This is a genomic window from Pseudidiomarina insulisalsae (assembly GCF_003987065.1).
GTDB classification, from domain to species: Bacteria; Pseudomonadota; Gammaproteobacteria; order Enterobacterales; family Alteromonadaceae; genus Pseudidiomarina; species Pseudidiomarina insulisalsae.
On sequence record NZ_PIPY01000001.1, the window covers coordinates 182,160 to 198,046 of the forward strand.

A 15,887-nucleotide genomic window follows, 5' to 3' on the forward strand; every position below is an offset into this window, starting at 1 on the left:
AAGGTTCTGTTTCGTGGTCACATAAAAAGGAGTGTTTATGAATAAGCTGATTTCTGCGGCTGCACTTGCTGCCGTTCTGACGACACCGGCGGCCTTCGCCTCTGAGCGTCCGGTGTATGATTACGTCACCCTGAACTATCTCTCAACCGATATTGATGAGGGCGATCTGGGGTTTGATATCAGCCCTGATGGCTTCGAGTTTGAGGTGTCAAAACGTGTGTCCGACTACCTGTATTTTATCGGTTCCTACAACAAGCTGAGTGACACCGTCAGCTTCTCGGGCATGAGTGCCGATTATGATGTTGCACAGTTACGCGCTGGTGTGGGCTTGCTGTACAGCGCCTCAAAACAAACCGACTTGTTTTTTGAGCCAACGCTGGTGCATTACAATGTTGATGTAGAGGATATGGACTCCAGCGATACCGGTTACGGTGTCAAAATTGGCTTTAACCATGCATTCAGTTCGGTGTTTCATCTGAAAGGCTTCCTCAGCCACGTCAATGTTGACGACGTGAACGATAACACCTACGGAGCGGAAGGTCGTATCTTATTCACTGAGCGCTTCCACGGTATTATCGGCGCCGAAGCAAATTCCGACGATAAACTGTTCCGGATAGGCCTCAGCCTTACCTTCTAATGGTATTAAAAAGGCGCTCCATGGGCCGAGCCCTGGAGCGCCTTGTTCACTGTCACTTAGCTGCCAATTTAATGTTGCAGATCGAAACGATCCAGCGTCATCACTTTGCTCCATGCAGCAACAAAGTCTTTCACGAATTCCTCTTCGCCATCACTCATGGCGTAAACTTCAGCAACCGCCCGCAGCTCTGAGTTAGAACCAAACACCAGGTCGACCGGTGTCGCAGTCCACTTCAGCTCACCTGAGCTGCGGTCATAACCCTCGTAAATACCAGCAGTAGATGAAGGTTGCCATCTGGTCTCCATGCTTAGCAAGTTGACGAAGAAGTCATTGGTAAGCTGGCCAGGCTGATCAGTAAATACGCCGTGCTTCGCATTTTTGTGGTTGGCGCCAAGCGCGCGCATACCACCAATCAAAGCGGTCATTTCCGGAACAGTCAGGGTCAGCAAGTCAGCACGATCGACCAGCATTTCTGCAGGCGACATACGGCTATTCGCACTGTAGTAGTTACGGAAGCCGTCAGCAGTTGGCTCGAGGAACTGGAATGACGCAACTTCGGTCATTTCCTGTGTGGCATCGGCTCGGCCCGCATAGAATGGCACCTGAATATCATGACCCGCATCGGCGGCGGCTTTTTCAATGGCTGCCGCGCCACCTAAAACGATAACGTCCGCCAAAGATACCTGCTTATTACCGCGCGCCTGCTGGTTAAAGTCTGCCTGTACCTGTTTCAGTACCGCTAATACCTTAGCGACTTCAGCCGGGTCATTCACGGGCCAGTCCTTTTGTGGGGCCAGTGCAATGCGAGCGCCGTTCGCGCCACCGCGCATATCCGTGCCGCGGAAGCTTGCAGCCGAAGCCCAGGCAGTGCGTACTAGCTCAGGAATCGTCAGGTCGGTGGCCAGAATCGCTGCTTTAAGATCTGCTGCGTCGCGATCAGAAATCAGCGTGTAATCCACTTCCGGCAACGGGTCCTGCCACAGCAGCGGTTCGGCAGGTGAGGTGTCAACAATGTAGCGCGCGCGTGGTCCCATGTCGCGGTGCGTCAACTTGAACCATGCCTTCGCAAACGCCAGTTCAAATTCTTCCGGATTCTCATGGAAACGCTTGGCAATTTTGCGGTACTCAGGATCAAACTTCAGCGACAGGTCAGTCGTGAACATGATCGGCGCGTGGCGTTTGCCTTCAACATGGGCATCAGGCACCAGATTGGCCGCCTGACCGTCCACCGGAATCCACTGAATGGCGCCCGCCGGGCTACGCGTTTGCTCCCACTCAAAACCAAACAAATTATCAAGGTACTGCATGGTCCACTGCGTCGGACTGACTGACCAGGCACCTTCTAAGCCTGAAGTAATGGTGTCTTCTGAGTGGCCTTTACCACATCTGTTTTTCCAGCCAATACCCTGTTCTTCAATGGGGGCTGCCGCCGGCTCAGCTTCCAGACACTCGTCGGGCTTATGCGCGCCATGGGCCTTGCCGAAGGTGTGACCGCCGGCAATCAGCGCCACCGTTTCTTCATCGTTCATCGCCATGCGGCCGAAGGTTTCACGAATATCTTTGGCAGCTAATAGCGGATCAGGGTTGCCATTGGGACCTTCAGGATTCACGTAAATAAGGCCCATTTGCACGGCGGCAAGGGGTTTTTCAAGCTCGCGATCACCGCTGTAACGTTTATCCTCAAGCCATTGCTTTTCGGGACCCCAATAAACCATGTCAGGCTCCCAGTCATCCTCACGGCCGCCAGCAAAGCCATAGGTTTTAAAACCCATCGACTCCAGCGCCACATTCCCGGTCAGTACCATCAGATCGGCCCACGAGATGCTGCGTCCATATTTTTGCTTAATTGGCCAAAGCAGTCGCCGCGCTTTGTCCAGACTGACATTGTCAGGCCAACTGTTCAGTGGTTCAAAGCGTTGTTGACCGCCCCCTGCACCACCGCGGCCATCATTGACACGATACGTACCGGCGCCGTGCCAGGCCATACGAATAAAAAATGGGCCGTAGTGTCCGTAGTCGGCGGGCCACCAGTCCTGAGAATCGGTCATGAGTGCTTCGATATCGGCTTTGACAGCGGCAATATCGAGTTGCTGAAAGGCCTTGGCATAATCGAAGTCGTCACCATAGGGATTCGAGCTTACATCGTGATCACGTAACGGTGTAAGGTCGAGCTGCTCTGGCCACCAGAACATGTTACTTTTAGCTTCCTGTGCGCCGGCTGTGGTGCTTGCAGCACCGATGGAAACCGCTAACGCCAGCGCCGAAATTAACGGCAATTTACTTTGGAACATGACTATCACCCTCGTTGTTTAGCAGATGTCGATATACAACTTTTCTACTATAGTCGACTTCTCTTCGATTGAGAGGGTGTGAATTAATTGAAAAAACAGATTAGCCTAATCGGCAATTACGATCTGGTTACCACCTTGCTGTTTGGCTTGATACAGTGATTTATCGGCGCGTTGAATCAGTGTGCTTAAAGTATCGTCGGCGCGTATGCCGGTGCAGCCAAAACTGACCGTAAGCACCTCAAGCGAGCCTTTCGAGCTAAAGCGATGCTCAATCGCCAATGCGGTAATGGCGCGTTGTAGCTTTTGCAGCCGCTGCTCAACCTCTGCTAGCTGTTCCGCCCGAATTAACATGACAAACTCTTCGCCACCATAGCGATACGCATGCGCCTGCGATACCTGGTTAAAGAGCTGACTCAGCGCTATCAACGCCTGATCACCGGCTTCGTGACCATAGTTGTCATTAAACAGTTTAAAGTCATCAATATCGGCCAGCACAAAGTAACAGCGCTCATCGGTTTCTTTCAGCGCGCTCTCAACATCCTTCTGAAACGCGCGCCGGTTCAGCAGACCGGTCAGACCGTCCAGATGGGCAAGCTCATCAAGCTTACGGTTGGCCACTTGCAAGTCGCGGGTGCGCTCTTCGATGCGCTGTTCAAGTTCTTCGTTAGCTTGGGTAAAGCGCGCGGCCATGATACGAAACGCGTTGAGCACCTGCCGCACTTCACCGTAGCTGCGCATTTCAATTGCGCTTTGCTTGGCAATGGCCGCGTAATTTTTCTCGTTCATTAGCGCCGCCATACTGGCCAGCTGAGTCAGAGGCCGGGAAACCTCACGATTAACGAAATAAAACACCACGAACAGCACTACGGCCACTAACAGACAACCCATCACGGCGATCACCAGCGGTAAGTACAAGGCCTGATCGGCAATCAGCGCCTTCGGGTAAACAGAGAAGTACCACCACTCGGGGGTCTGCAGCTTCTGCACCAGCACCAGATAGTCATCGTCAATTTCGTCCCAGACCTGCTGCGTGACACTTTCGGGCGCTTGCAATAAACGTGCGGCAATCTTCTGATACAGCGGATCTGCGTAATTTTCCGGGGTCAGCGTATTGGCCTCAGCACTGAGTCCATTGCCCAGGGTCGAGCTGGCAATCAGCGCGCCCCGCTCATTCAATACGTAGCTTTCAACACCTGCGACTGTTGTTTTGCTCAGATCGTCAGTCAGCGCTTCCAGACTGACATCAAAGCTGGCGTTCACTAAATGCTGACCGTTGTAGTCAAGGGGGCGCTGATAGGTAATGGTCCACAAGTCAGCGGAATGATCGTGATATAACCCCGTCCAGTTAGGTGTGCGGGCAGGGTTATCCTTCTGCAAGGTAGATTTAACGGTCGAGAAATTGGTGATTATCAGATCTTTTGCCGCTTGCCGTCCCCAGGGCTGGTCAAGCGAGTACAGCGCGAGAACGTTTTCCGGCAATGAGAAATGGCTGTTAGTTACCTCAGAACGCCAGGCCGGCCCCATATCATTGAGCACCATGGTACTAATGACAATGCGTGCTTTTAATTCGTCGGTCAGCGGCGCTGGCCGCGGTCCGACAAAAACACTCATACCGCGAAAAAAATGCTGGTCGTACTGTGTGCCGGTGAAAAAGCTTTCTTTCAGGCGCAGCACCCCGGGAGAGGTTTGCTCAAACCAGGCATCGAAATAAGCGACGAAGCGCGGGTCATCAGCGAAGGTCTTGTAGCGTGCCAGAAATTCCTGCGCCAGTAACTCACCTTGCGTTTCAATTTCGGACAAGTGCATCTGGTTCGCGCGCAGTTTGTCCTCAACTTCCTCCTGAAGCTGCGCTATCACGCGCTGTTTTGCCTGCGGATACGCTTGCCAGAAAGTCGTCGCAATAGTTACCAGCAAAAGCACAAGCGAAACGCCCACCACGTGCCATAATAAACGCGTGGTTAACTTTTTTCGTGGTTCGTCGCGACGCTCTGTGCTCGAATTTGTCATAAAATACTCTTAACCTGGCCTGCGGTTAAGGTTAACCTTTTCGAGCGCACGCGTCATCACATTCGATGTTCTTGCCAAAATAGTCTTGTCAAAGAGGAAACCATGGCACTACATGTAATTAAGCACCCCCTGGTGCAACATAAACTGGGACTCATGCGGTCTGCTGGAATTTCCACGAAAAGCTTCCGCGAGCTGGCTAATGAGTTGGGTAACCTGCTCACCTATGAAGCCACCAGCGATTTTGCGCTCGAAACCCATACCATTGATGGTTGGGAAGGCAACGAAGTCGAGGTGCAGCGTCTGCGTGGCAAAAAAGTCACCGTCGTGCCTATTTTGCGGGCCGGCATTGGCATGCTTGATGGCGTTCTTGGCTTACTCCCTAGCGCGAAAGTAAGCGTGGTGGGTCTGTATCGCAACGAAGAAACCCTCGAGCCGGTGACTTACTTTGAAAAACTGGCAGGCGAAATCAGCAGTCGCACCGCCCTTGTTATCGATCCCATGCTCGCCACCGGCGGCACCATGATCGCAACACTCGATATGCTGAAAAACAAAGGCTGCAAAGATATTCGCGTGCTGGTTCTGGTCGCAGCCCCCGAGGGCGTTGAGCGCGTACTGGCGGCCCACCCTGAAATTCCTATTTACGCCGCCGCCCTTGATGACCACCTAAACAAACAAGGGTATATCGTGCCAGGCCTGGGTGATGCGGGCGATAAAATCTTTGGTACCCGCTAACTTGATCTTTCCCGGGCATTTGCGTCTACACTATAGGGACACTTACAGAAAAGGAGGTGCTTTATGAAACGTACCGCAACTGCAAATTGGAAAGGTGGTTTGAAGGATGGTAAAGGCACAGTTTCAACCCAGAGCGGAGTGCTTGACGCTCAGCAGTACTCTTACGGCACACGCTTTGAAAACGGCAAAGGTACCAACCCTGAAGAGTTAATTGGTGCAGCCCATGCCGGTTGCTTCTCAATGGCACTGTCGATGATTCTCGGCGAAGAGAAAATGGTGCCACAAGACATTTACACCGAAGCGAAAGTGTCGCTAGAAGAGAAAGACGGTGGCTTTGCTATCACCAAAATTCATCTCGATGTAAAAGCATCCATACCTGGTGCTGATAAAAGCAAATTCTTAGAAGCTGCGAATAAAGCCAAAGAGAATTGCCCGGTATCGAAACTGTTTAACGCTGAAATCACGATGGATGCGCAATTGAACGCTTAAGACGCATCTTATACCTATCATCAAAAGCGGGGTTCATCCCCCGCTTTGCAGCTGCCATCCCTAACCTTCAACTATTACTCAGTAGTTGTTATGTTTAAAGCAACGCTTTAACGACAGGATCCAGGTCATGGCTGCTCACATCAAATCATGTTTTATTTTTCTCGTATTAGTAGTTTTTGCAACTGCAGCAGCGGCGCAAACGCGAAATGACGACGTAACTGCGCATGCAGAATTAAAGCGGATCGCCGATTATCTCGCGGCGGCCAACCTTTACTCGGGAACCATGATGTTAACCGTGGATGGTCATAGTTTTGAACCAGTTGTCGTTAAGCGACAAGATGATAAGGCCGCGCCAGTTGATGTTTCAACCCCGTTTAATATGGGTTCGGTCGGCAAGCTGCTAACACTGGCCGTTATCCTCAATAAAGTGGAAGAAGGTCAGCTTGCGCTCGATGGCACCATCGCAGAGTACTGGCCCAACAGCGGCATGGAGAACGCCGAACAAATCACTATCGCTCAGTTATTGTCGCACACGTCCGGCTATGGCAATTACTTTGGCGCGGGAAACTATTCATTAGAGCAGCGCACTATTGACGACTTTTTGCAGCTGATTCGATCGGAAGGTGTAGAGTTTGCACCTGAACAAGGCTTTTCTTATAGCAACAGCGCATTTTGGATATTGATGCGCATTGCTGAAAAAGTTGACCCACAGCAGCGTAGTTGGCTCGAGCTGTTTGATGCTTACGTAGCCACGCCGCTGGACATTAACCTTCACCGCTTTCAGCCAGATCAAGATTACAACTCACGTCCCGCAGCGCTCGCAGTGAGTCCGTTTGGCGACGTATCTCCTATCTCAGCTGAAAAGAATGACGCACGTCCCGGCCCCGATGGGGGTTTTTACATTACCATTGGAGACTTGGCCCGCTTTCACGCAGGGCTGTTAGATGGCGACATTGTGTCGCCCCAAATGCTGCAACAAAGCACGCGAAAACGCAGCCATTTCGAGAGTCTCGGTTGTGACATAGGTCTTGTTTGGGAACTATGCTCTTATGACAATGTTGAATATCGCTCCAAAGGCGGTACCACAGCCGGCAGCGGTGCCGGTATTTTCGACTGGCAGATCGATGGTCATCAGTACCGCCTGGTGATGTTGTCGAACTTATATAACGCACCGCTTTTTGTATTCCCGGGCATTGCTCGCGAGCTGACCAATGACCGTGATTTTGTCGCCCCGGAAACTAACGAACATCCGCTTGCCTGGCTGTGGCAAAAGGTGACCGCAGATGAAGTTTCACAAGTGACGCGCGAACCAGACCTGTGGTACCAACAACGAGGCCAGTTTATTGGCGACCTGCAATTTATTGTCTTTGCCATGTCTGCTGCTCGCGAGGGTTACCAGGAAGCTGCGGAGCAGTTACTCCAAATGCATATCATCCGCCACCCTGAGCAGGGGTTTGCGCAGCGCGTACTCAAACGCATTCAACAAGGCTAACCTTTCGACTGACGTTTGCCAGTAAGCATTGGCCGTATCAGTTGGATGCGGCCGATCCAACCGACGGTAAGCACGGCGAAAATATGAATCAGTGCCGCGACATAGAGGCTATGCGCGAGCCACTCGTGAATCAGTTCGAGTGTTGCATTGCCGAAAAAGGCGTCAATCTCTTCCATCATGAAACCCGTTATCCCGAGCGCGACAAACAGCACGATGACAACAAAGATCATCAACCAGCCGACGGGATTGTGACCACTCTGTGCAGGTATATTGCGCTGTTTGAGATGTGTGAGATGCTCTTCAAAGGCCTCGCGGGTCAGATCAACTTGTCGGAAACTGCCGTAACCTTTGCCGAAAAAGCCCCAGATAATGCGAATCACAATAGCCGTGACTGCGCTATAGCCAACCCACTGATGGATTTGACTGCCGGCTTCAAGTAAAAAGTAGTTGGCGACAAAAGCTGCCACCAACCACCAGTGAATAACACGGATCAGCGGGTGCCAGATCCGCACCGTATCCTGCTTAGTGCGACTCACTCTTAACCACCGATCCGTCTACGGGGTTATAGTAAATTTCGACTTTGTTACCGTCGGCATCCATACCATAGATTTCGTAGCAGTTGCCTTCGGTCACCTTAAACTCGTTGATTTGGTAACCTTCATTTACCAGACGGGCCTGAAACTCAGCCTGATCCAACCATTCCGACTGTGGTGCGGTGGTGCACTGGGTTGTTTCATGGGCAGTGCTACAGGCGGTAAGTAAACCTGTTGCCGCAATAAGTGTTGCTAACATCGTAACTTTCATCATAGGCTCCTTATGAGAGTGGTTTTTTACAGATTAGATGAAGTTTCTTAGGCTTTCCTTAAGGGTAGCAAAAAAGTATTGATTTTCATCAATAAAACGAAGCAATCACCGGCATGAATGAGACAACACAGGTAAGGCTATTAAAGCTATCGATGGCGCTAGGTATCACCCTGCTCATCTGCGGGCATATTGTGCTTGCGGTGACTTTCGCCAGCGATACCATCGGGCACCACGGTTTTATTATTGGCGCCGCCATGAGCGCTATCGGTATTGTACTCTCGCTACCGACGAAAATTTATCTCACGCTGTTATTAATGGAACATGAAGAGAAAGCCAACCCGCGCTTCACTCGCTCAGCAGAAGCCCAGCAGCGTGGCGATGCGCGTCACCAACAACGCCACGGCGACAAGCTGTGATTAGCAACATTGGACACAGTCTATGAAGACAATTTTTATTTCCGGCGCCGCGGCAGGCATTGGCCGTGCGACGGCGCTGCGATTTCTCAGCGCAGGTTGGCGGGTTGGCGCTTATGACTGCGATAGTGGCGGGCTAACAAAGCTAGAGCAAGAGGTGAGTGCTGGCTTGCCGGGACAATTGGTCACCGGCACGCTTGAAGTCACCGACAATGCTTCCTGGCAGGCTGCGCTAGCTGATTTCGTCAGCCATAGCGACGGTAAGCTACAGGTACTGTTCAACAATGCTGGCATTCTCTATTCGGGTGCACTACACGCTACGTCACTGGCCGACCTGCAGCGTATGATCAGTGTCAATGTTAACGGTGTGCTGGCGGGCTGTTACCTGGCCTATCCTTATTTGCAGGCCGCTGCAGGCGCGGGCGAAATGCCTCGGGTTATTAATATGAGTTCCGCCAGTGCTATCTATGGCCAACCCTGGCTGGCAGGTTATTCAGCCAGTAAATTCGCGGTACGCGCCATCACCGAGGCCCTGGAGCTGGAATGGGCAGATGACGGTATTAAAGTCATGGACGCCATGCCACTTTTCGTCAAAACCGGAATGATTGAAGATATGCAGGGCGACAGTATTCGCCGTCTGGGCGTGCGCCTGACTCCCGAAATAATTGCCCGCAGCATTTTTAAAATGGCGCATTATCGCGGTGGTCGCGTGCACTGGACGGTGGGCACACAAACCAAGCTGATGGCCCTCGCCAGCAAGCTTTCACCCGCGCGCCTGGTGCGTGCCAGCAACCGCTGGATCTCCCGCTAAGCTGCAGAGTTTCAAGCTTTCTCGCCAGCTACTGATCAACTGCTAAGCGACCACCGCCGAGAAATACCGACGCCGCCGACTGCATCTTTCGCTATTCACCATCTTGCACCACATGCGTCGCGACACAGATATTGAGGCCATGCGTCATCTGCTGATATGATAGAGCTAGACTGAAATCCATAGAGAACTTCTGAAGTACGTGTACAAGACCGCGAATGCTCTGATTATTATTATGCTTTTGCACGGGCTTTTTACCTGTGCGGTTGCTGCTGGTCATATGCAAGATGCCATGCATAGCTTCGATTACGCCTACGATAACACTCAGTTTCATAGTCTGTCTGCCGATGATACAACGCCACACGATCATCAGGGCGAATTCCATGCGCATGTTAGTTGTTTAACTGGTTATGCTGCGACGGTTCCCCACCGCCAGCACACTGCTATGCGCTACACGCCGGAACCATTTTCCCTGGTTCAGACCTATTACCAACCCCCCGTTCCGCCACCGAACACGTTGCTCCACACCTGACCAATAACTGTCATTACGATTTATAACATTGTGGAGAAAACCGCATGACGATTTTCCGTTGTGCTATTGCTGTGTGTTTATTTCTGGTTTCTGCCAGCGCTCCAGCGATAGCCGAACCGTTAACGTTGCGTGACGCCCTTACCAGGGCCTTACATGACAATCCCGAATTAGCGCAATATCCGTTTCAGCAACGCATTGCTGAAGCAGCAAAATTACAGGCTAGCTTACGCCCGAACCCGGAACTGAGTATCGAAGTAGAAAATGTCTTGGGTACAGGCAAAAATCGCGCCTTCGAAAATTTGCAAACCACCTTGTCCTTCAGTCAACTGATTGAGTTGGGAGCAAAACGCGAGCAGCGCATAGCGTTAGCCGAGGCTGAAACGCAGCGCGTTACGGCTGAATTCAATTACAGTAAAGTCGAAGTTCTCGCAGAAACCACAGCGCGTTATTACCATGCTTTAAAGCTACAACAGCTTGTGGATTGGTATGCGCAACAGCAACAGCGGCTGGAACATTCCTTTGCACTTGCGCAGGAGCGCGTGAAACTTGGAGCTGCTCCAGCCGGAGAAATGCTCAGGGTTCGTTTGCAGCAGCAACGTATTGCCGCTGAAATGAGCAATGCCGAGGGGCGTTTGGCTGAAGCCAGGATTCATCTCAGCGCTATGTGGGCAGCTATGCCCGACTTTAATACCCTGCTAGGTAATTTTGCTGAGCAGCCTGCAGTTCCCGGTTTAGCAGCGCTTGACCAAGCCGTAAACGAGGCCCCTGAACTATTACGTTTATTTGATTCCGAACGCGTTTTAGCAGCGAAGTTAAATGCGTTAGAAGCCGCTGCAACCGCAGACCTGACTCTTGGCGGTGGTATTCGTTACAGTGCAGCAGCAGATGACCTTGGGTTTGTGCTGCAAGCTTCTATACCCTGGCAATTAAGCAACCCTCAAGCAGGTCATCTGGCCGCCAATAAAGCTGAACGTGATTCACTTCATCTTCAGCAACGCAAGGTACGTCAGGAGCTTCGTGCCCGAGCTCGGGTTTTACAGGCACGTGCTGAAACCGACCAACGTTTTTTAAAGCAGTTGCAAAGCCAACTCATACCGACAGCACGCGAACTCGAGCAGACTACCCTCGCTGGCTATGAGGATGGCATCTATTCGCTGCTGCAAGTTCTTGACGCACAGAATGAACTTGCAAGCCTGGAACAAGAACAACTGCAGCGTCAGTACGCTATTTATCGAAGCCTCTTAGAGCTTGAGCGCCTGACCGGTCATACATTTGTGGAAGCATCCTTATGAAATTTAAATACTATTTAGTCCTTGTCCTGTGCCTGCTAGGCACGTTAAACAGTCCGGCGTTCGCAGTCTCCGAAGACGATCACGAACATCATGATGAAGAGAGTTCGAGCACCACCTTAACGCCTGCAGCTATCGCTGATGCGAATTTTAAAATCGAACCGGTCGGCGCAAAATCACTGCAGTTCACGCAAACCCTGTTTGGCGTTATAGCGCCGGTTAATTCATATCAAGTCGCTATTTCTGCTACCTATCCGGGGCAAGTGACCGACGTCCGCGTCAATATTGGCGACAAAGTACAACAAGGTGAAACCTTGATAACCATTCGCAACGCTGCAAGTGGACGAGAGTATTCTCTAACCAGCCCGATAAGCGGTGAAGTGACATTCAGAGAGGCGAACAGGGGCGAGTTTGCACAACATCAAACCTTACTCAAAATTACCGACTTCAGTGAAGTTTGGGTAGAGCTTTCTGCTTTTCCAGAGGGTATCGAAGCGCTGCAAAAAGGCCAGCAGGCACGGGTCTATGACTTGCATAAACATGAGCATGCTTCCGGTCAGATCTCGTATATCGCTCCGCAAATGACCGGTGGTCATATTGCGCGTGCCCGCGTTCAAATTGCTAATCCGCAAGGTCACTGGCGGCCGGGGATGCACGTCAAAACTGATGTTTTTTCCGACACCAAAGAAGTAGCGCTAGCAGTTGCGCGTGATGCGTTGCAAACATTCCGCGGCGACACTGTCGTCTTTGTGCAGGAAGGGAATACTTTTACCGCACGGCCGTTAGAACTTGGTCGTGACGATGGTGAGTTTGTTGAGGTGCTAAGCGGCATTGAAGCTGATACCCCCTATGTCACTCACAATAGCTTTCTGCTAAAAGCGGATATTTTAAAAGCCGGTGCCGGCCACCACCATTAGGAGAAAAGCATGATCGATGCACTGATTCGCTTTGCGATCGAGCGCCGTTGGCTCGTGCTGGCCGCCACCCTACTGGTCGCTGGCTTTGGCTTTTACAGCGCCACTAAACTGCCGATTGACGCAGTTCCGGACATTACCAACGTACAGGTACAGATAAACACTGAAACGCCTGGCTACTCCCCTCTCGAAACGGAGCAGCGTGTCACTTACATCATCGAAAATGCGATGGCCGGTATTCCCGAACTGGATTATACCCGCTCGATTTCAAGGTATGCGTTGTCGCAGGTGACCGTGGTGTTCAATGAGGGAACGGATATCTATTGGGCGCGCCAACAAATTAGTGAGCGCTTACAAGCCATCCGGGGCCGCCTTCCCGATGAAATAGAACCAGCACTCGGGCCTATCGCCAGTGGACTGGGCGAAGTTTTCACTTACATTGTGAGAGCTGAGCCTGGCGCCAGGGATGCTGACGGCCAACCATTCACTGCCGAAAGTTTGCGGACCTTACAAGACTGGGTGATTCGTCCTCAATTGGTCAAAGTTCCTGGTGTAACAGAAATCAATACCCATGGTGGTTTTGAACGCGAGTATCAAGTTGCCCCGCAGCCCGGCAAGCTGCTGGCTTACAAACTTAGTATGGCGGATGTTTTGCGGGCATTGGAACTTAATAACGCTAATGCCGGAGCCGGTTACATTGAACGTAATGGTGAGCAGTGGCTTGTGCGCTCACCCGGACAACTGCAGACATTGGAAGAGATTGGTGATGTCGTGGTCGCCAAGCGAGACGACGCTCCAGTGCGCGTTAGCGACGTTGCCAACGTTCAATTCGGAAAAGAGTTGCGCACAGGGGCAGCAACCTCTAACGGTGAAGAAGTCGTTCTTGGCACTGCCATGATGCTCATTGGTGAGAACAGTCGGCTAGTTGCCAAGCGCGTCGGCGAGCGCCTGGAAGACGTGCAACGCAGTTTACCGGATGGTGTCGTTATCGAAGCACTATATGACCGCACGAACCTTGTTGATAAAACCATCGCGACCATCGAAAAAAATCTGTTCGAGGGCGCGGTACTGGTTATTGTCATTCTGTTTCTACTACTGGGCAATTTCCGTGCTGCGCTAATTACCGCAATGGTTATTCCGCTTAGTATGTTGTTCGCCATTAGCGGTATGGCCGCAAACCGTGTGTCTGGTAACCTGATGAGCCTGGGGGCTATCGACTTTGGTATCATTGTGGATGGCGCGGTCATTGTCGTCGAAAACGCACTGCGTCGCCTGGGGCTGGCGCAACAGCATTACGGGCGCTTACTGACAACCCGGGAGCGACTCGAGGAGGTCTTTGCAAGTACGCGAGAAGTTTTCAAACCCGCCACATTTGGTGTATTGATCATTATGCTTGTTTACTTGCCGATCTTTGCGTTAACCGGCGTTGAAGGCAAAATGTTCCATCCCATGGCATTTACCGTCGTCTTTGCTTTGTTAGGGGCGCTAATTTTTGCCGTGACGTTCGTACCCGCCGCTATCGCTATTTTCGTGCGGGGTAAAGTCACCCATCAGGAAAATTGGCTGATGCGCAACGCACGACGCCTTTATGAACCTGTTCTGCGCTTTTCATTACGTCAACCGCTATTGATCATCGTCATCGGCGTGGCTTTATTTGCTACTGCAACGTTTCAAGCGACGCGCATGGGCAGCGAATTCCTGCCGCAACTCGATGAAGGCGATATCGCCATGCATGCGCTACGAATTCCTGGTACTGGCCTGCAGCAATCGGTCGAAATGCAAATTCAATTAGAGAAAGTCATTGACCGCATTCCGGAAGTCCAGCGGGTCTATTCGAAAATAGGCACGCCCGACGTCGCCACTGACCCCATGCCTCCAAGCGTTGCAGATACAATCATAATTCTGAAGCCTCGTGATGAGTGGCCCGATCCTGCGAAACCCAAGGTTCACTTGGTTGCAGAGATACGAGACCGGGTGACCGGGGTTCCCGGAAACAATTACGAGTTTACTCAGCCTATCGAAATGCGTTTCAATGAACTCATAGCTGGCGTTCGTGCAGATCTGGCCGTTCGTATTTATGGTGATGACCTGGCGCAATTGAAGGCACTTGGCGATGAAGCTGTTGGTGTGATTCGGCAAATCACTGGTGCAAGCGATGTACGAGCTGAACAAATGACCGGCTTACCAACCCTCTCGGTAGAGCCACAGCGTGATCATTTAGCCTTGCTAGGTCTGACAGTCAGTGATGTGCAACAAGCTGTTCAAGCGGCGATCGGAGGCGTTCAAACTGGTGTCATTTACGAGGGTGACAAGCGATTTCGTTTGATGTTGCGCCTTGATGACGCATGGCGTGAAGACATAAGCGCACTGGAACAGTTACCGGTGGCGGTTTCAGCGACTGATAATCTCGACTTACGATACGTGCCATTAGGCGAAATTGCCATATTGTCATTAGATTTGGGACCCAACCAAATCAATCGCGAGTCAGGTAAGCGCAATATTATTGTCAGTGCTAATGTCGCCGAGCGTGATCTGGGATCATTCGTTAATGACGTTCGCACACAGTTACAGCAACAGCTGGAGCTTCCCGCTGGCTACTGGGTTGAATATGGTGGCACATTCGAACAGCTGGAATCGGCATCGCAGCGTTTAGCGCTGGTAGTGCCGCTTGCGCTATTGTTGATCTTGGGCTTACTTTACACCGCCTTCAACTCGCTGCGAAATGCGCTGATCATTTTTACCGGCGTACCCCTGGCATTAACGGGTGGTATCTTTGCTCTGCTTCTGCGCGATATGCCTTTATCCATATCGGCAGCGGTAGGATTTATTGCGTTATCAGGTATCGCCGTGCTGAACGGGGTCGTCATGCTGTCCTTCATTGAGCAGTTACGTCAGCGTGGTTTAACAGTAGGTAAGGCTATTTTTGATGGCGCTCGAACGCGACTCAGACCGGTATTGATGACGGCGCTGGTCGCCAGTCTGGGCTTTGTTCCCATGGCCTTTAACGTCGGCACCGGTGCTGAAGTACAACGTCCGCTTGCCACTGTTGTAATTGGTGGCATTGTTTCTTCGACCTTGCTTACACTCCTAGTGCTTCCGGCACTTTACAGTCTGACAAACCGGCTACGCCGTCAGAATCCATAAATCATAAGAGAGCTGACCTCTGCCCCCATTCGGGGTAGAGGTCATTATTCATCATCGGTGCGGGCGATAATCTCAAAGTCGCCGTCCATTCCTTCGCTAATAATAATCTCAATTGGCTGACAACAAATCTGGCAGTCAACGATTTGTTGCTGCGCGACGTCGTTGATGGGATCAATTTCAATACTGTTGGGCGCCATACAATACGGGCAACTGAACTCTGCTTCGTGGGTCAATGACATGTCAACCTCCTACCTCTGCCCCAAATACTAGCGTGTAAGGGCAGATATGCCAGCAATTGCCGAAAAGATCAGGGGGGGCTGCCCCTGCTGGCTATG

Annotated in this window: 15 protein-coding genes; 9 read left to right on the forward strand and 6 right to left on the reverse strand. The window is 51.5% G+C overall.

The genetic code is table 11. The features are described from left to right. The first annotated feature begins 37 nt into the window (after positions 1 to 37). Positions 38 to 637: an outer membrane beta-barrel protein gene (locus CWI71_RS00800; protein ID WP_126753344.1), complete on the forward strand. Its 600-nt coding sequence runs from the start codon at positions 38 to 40 to the stop codon at positions 635 to 637. Between the two features lie 68 nt (positions 638 to 705). On the opposite strand, the gene katG is transcribed toward CWI71_RS00800, so the two are convergent. Together katG and CWI71_RS00810 are read right to left on the reverse strand one after the other, a co-directional pair. Then, the gene (gene katG / locus CWI71_RS00805; RefSeq protein ID WP_126753345.1) at positions 706 to 2,928 is read right to left on the reverse strand and encodes a catalase/peroxidase HPI; all 2,223 of its coding nucleotides are present in this window, start codon (positions 2,926 to 2,928) and stop codon (positions 706 to 708) included. Positions 2,929 to 3,033: 105 nt separating this feature from the next. Next, on the reverse strand, positions 3,034 to 4,935 hold the full coding sequence (locus tag CWI71_RS00810; protein ID WP_126753346.1) for a GGDEF domain-containing protein: 1,902 nt from the start codon (positions 4,933 to 4,935) through the stop codon (positions 3,034 to 3,036). A gap of 102 nt (positions 4,936 to 5,037) precedes the next feature. On the opposite strand from CWI71_RS00810, the gene upp reads away from it, so the two are divergent. The 3 genes from upp to CWI71_RS00825 all read left to right on the forward strand — a co-directional run bounded on the left by upp (position 5,038) and on the right by CWI71_RS00825 (position 7,648). Continuing rightward, complete coding sequence (upp, locus tag CWI71_RS00815) at positions 5,038 to 5,667, forward strand: uracil phosphoribosyltransferase (RefSeq protein ID WP_126753347.1); 630 nt, start codon at positions 5,038 to 5,040, stop codon at positions 5,665 to 5,667. Between the two features lie 63 nt (positions 5,668 to 5,730). Next, entirely contained in the window at positions 5,731 to 6,156 is a 426-nt protein-coding gene (locus CWI71_RS00820; protein ID WP_126753348.1) for an OsmC family protein, read from the forward strand. A 127-nt stretch (positions 6,157 to 6,283) separates the two neighbouring features. Next, entirely contained in the window at positions 6,284 to 7,648 is a 1,365-nt protein-coding gene (locus CWI71_RS00825) for a serine hydrolase domain-containing protein (RefSeq protein WP_126753349.1), read from the forward strand. Here the strand turns inward: CWI71_RS00825 and CWI71_RS00830 are convergent. Both CWI71_RS00830 and CWI71_RS00835 read right to left on the reverse strand, forming a co-directional pair. Next, positions 7,645 to 8,184, reverse strand: coding sequence for a cytochrome b/b6 domain-containing protein (locus tag CWI71_RS00830; protein ID WP_126753350.1), 540 nt, complete (start codon positions 8,182 to 8,184; stop codon positions 7,645 to 7,647). The two genes, CWI71_RS00825 and CWI71_RS00830, sit on opposite strands and share 4 nt — an antisense overlap. Next, a complete protein-coding gene (locus tag CWI71_RS00835) occupies positions 8,171 to 8,452 on the reverse strand; it encodes a PepSY domain-containing protein (protein WP_126753351.1) in 282 nt (93 codons plus the stop codon). Before CWI71_RS00835 ends, CWI71_RS00830 begins: the two co-directional genes overlap by 14 nt. Before the next feature lie 113 nt (positions 8,453 to 8,565). Here CWI71_RS00835 and CWI71_RS00840 point away from each other — a divergent pair, with 113 nt between their 5' ends. Both CWI71_RS00840 and CWI71_RS00845 read left to right on the forward strand, forming a co-directional pair. Beyond that, entirely contained in the window at positions 8,566 to 8,868 is a 303-nt protein-coding gene (locus tag CWI71_RS00840; RefSeq protein WP_126753352.1) for a hypothetical protein, read from the forward strand. 22 nt (positions 8,869 to 8,890) lie between these two features. After that, a complete protein-coding gene (locus tag CWI71_RS00845) occupies positions 8,891 to 9,676 on the forward strand; it encodes an SDR family oxidoreductase (protein WP_126753353.1) in 786 nt (261 codons plus the stop codon). Between the two features lie 91 nt (positions 9,677 to 9,767). On the opposite strand, the gene CWI71_RS12035 is transcribed toward CWI71_RS00845, so the two are convergent. Further along, positions 9,768 to 10,007, reverse strand: a complete 240-nt coding sequence (locus tag CWI71_RS12035; protein ID WP_198678699.1) for a hypothetical protein — start codon at positions 10,005 to 10,007, stop codon at positions 9,768 to 9,770. 242 nt (positions 10,008 to 10,249) lie between these two features. Between CWI71_RS12035 and CWI71_RS00855 the strand changes: the two genes are divergently transcribed. Genes CWI71_RS00855 through CWI71_RS00865 form a run of 3 tightly spaced genes read left to right on the forward strand, consistent with a single transcriptional unit; the run spans position 10,250 to position 15,552 of the window. Further along, positions 10,250 to 11,497, forward strand: coding sequence for a TolC family protein (locus CWI71_RS00855; protein ID WP_126753355.1), 1,248 nt, complete (start codon positions 10,250 to 10,252; stop codon positions 11,495 to 11,497). Then, entirely contained in the window at positions 11,494 to 12,411 is a 918-nt protein-coding gene (locus CWI71_RS00860) for an efflux RND transporter periplasmic adaptor subunit (protein WP_126753356.1), read from the forward strand. Before CWI71_RS00855 ends, CWI71_RS00860 begins: the two co-directional genes overlap by 4 nt. Before the next feature lie 9 nt (positions 12,412 to 12,420). Beyond that, positions 12,421 to 15,552, forward strand: a complete 3,132-nt coding sequence (locus tag CWI71_RS00865; RefSeq protein WP_126753357.1) for an efflux RND transporter permease subunit — start codon at positions 12,421 to 12,423, stop codon at positions 15,550 to 15,552. Positions 15,553 to 15,596: 44 nt separating this feature from the next. Here CWI71_RS00865 and CWI71_RS00870 read toward each other — a convergent pair whose 3' ends face one another. Beyond that, positions 15,597 to 15,791: a zinc ribbon domain-containing protein gene (locus CWI71_RS00870; RefSeq protein WP_126753358.1), complete on the reverse strand. Its 195-nt coding sequence runs from the start codon at positions 15,789 to 15,791 to the stop codon at positions 15,597 to 15,599. Between the last annotated feature and the right edge of the window lie 96 nt (positions 15,792 to 15,887).

What these genes read in the sequence shown, in the direction of transcription:
- CWI71_RS00800 (WP_126753344.1), top strand. Translation starts at nt 38, where the DNA reads ATGAATAAGCTGATTTCTGCGGCTGCACTTGCTGCCGTTCTGACGACA.
- katG (WP_126753345.1), bottom strand. Translation starts at nt 2,928, where the DNA reads ATGTTCCAAAGTAAATTGCCGTTAATTTCGGCGCTGGCGTTAGCGGTT.
- CWI71_RS00810 (WP_126753346.1), bottom strand. Translation starts at nt 4,935, where the DNA reads ATGACAAATTCGAGCACAGAGCGTCGCGACGAACCACGAAAAAAGTTA.
- upp (WP_126753347.1), top strand. Translation starts at nt 5,038, where the DNA reads ATGGCACTACATGTAATTAAGCACCCCCTGGTGCAACATAAACTGGGA.
- CWI71_RS00820 (WP_126753348.1), top strand. Translation starts at nt 5,731, where the DNA reads ATGAAACGTACCGCAACTGCAAATTGGAAAGGTGGTTTGAAGGATGGT.
- CWI71_RS00825 (WP_126753349.1), top strand. Translation starts at nt 6,284, where the DNA reads ATGGCTGCTCACATCAAATCATGTTTTATTTTTCTCGTATTAGTAGTT.
- CWI71_RS00835 (WP_126753351.1), bottom strand. Translation starts at nt 8,452, where the DNA reads ATGAAAGTTACGATGTTAGCAACACTTATTGCGGCAACAGGTTTACTT.
- CWI71_RS00840 (WP_126753352.1), top strand. Translation starts at nt 8,566, where the DNA reads ATGAATGAGACAACACAGGTAAGGCTATTAAAGCTATCGATGGCGCTA.
- CWI71_RS00845 (WP_126753353.1), top strand. Translation starts at nt 8,891, where the DNA reads ATGAAGACAATTTTTATTTCCGGCGCCGCGGCAGGCATTGGCCGTGCG.
- CWI71_RS12035 (WP_198678699.1), bottom strand. Translation starts at nt 10,007, where the DNA reads ATGAAACTGAGTGTTATCGTAGGCGTAATCGAAGCTATGCATGGCATC.
- CWI71_RS00855 (WP_126753355.1), top strand. Translation starts at nt 10,250, where the DNA reads ATGACGATTTTCCGTTGTGCTATTGCTGTGTGTTTATTTCTGGTTTCT.
- CWI71_RS00860 (WP_126753356.1), top strand. Translation starts at nt 11,494, where the DNA reads ATGAAATTTAAATACTATTTAGTCCTTGTCCTGTGCCTGCTAGGCACG.
- CWI71_RS00865 (WP_126753357.1), top strand. Translation starts at nt 12,421, where the DNA reads ATGATCGATGCACTGATTCGCTTTGCGATCGAGCGCCGTTGGCTCGTG.
- CWI71_RS00870 (WP_126753358.1), bottom strand. Translation starts at nt 15,791, where the DNA reads ATGTCATTGACCCACGAAGCAGAGTTCAGTTGCCCGTATTGTATGGCG.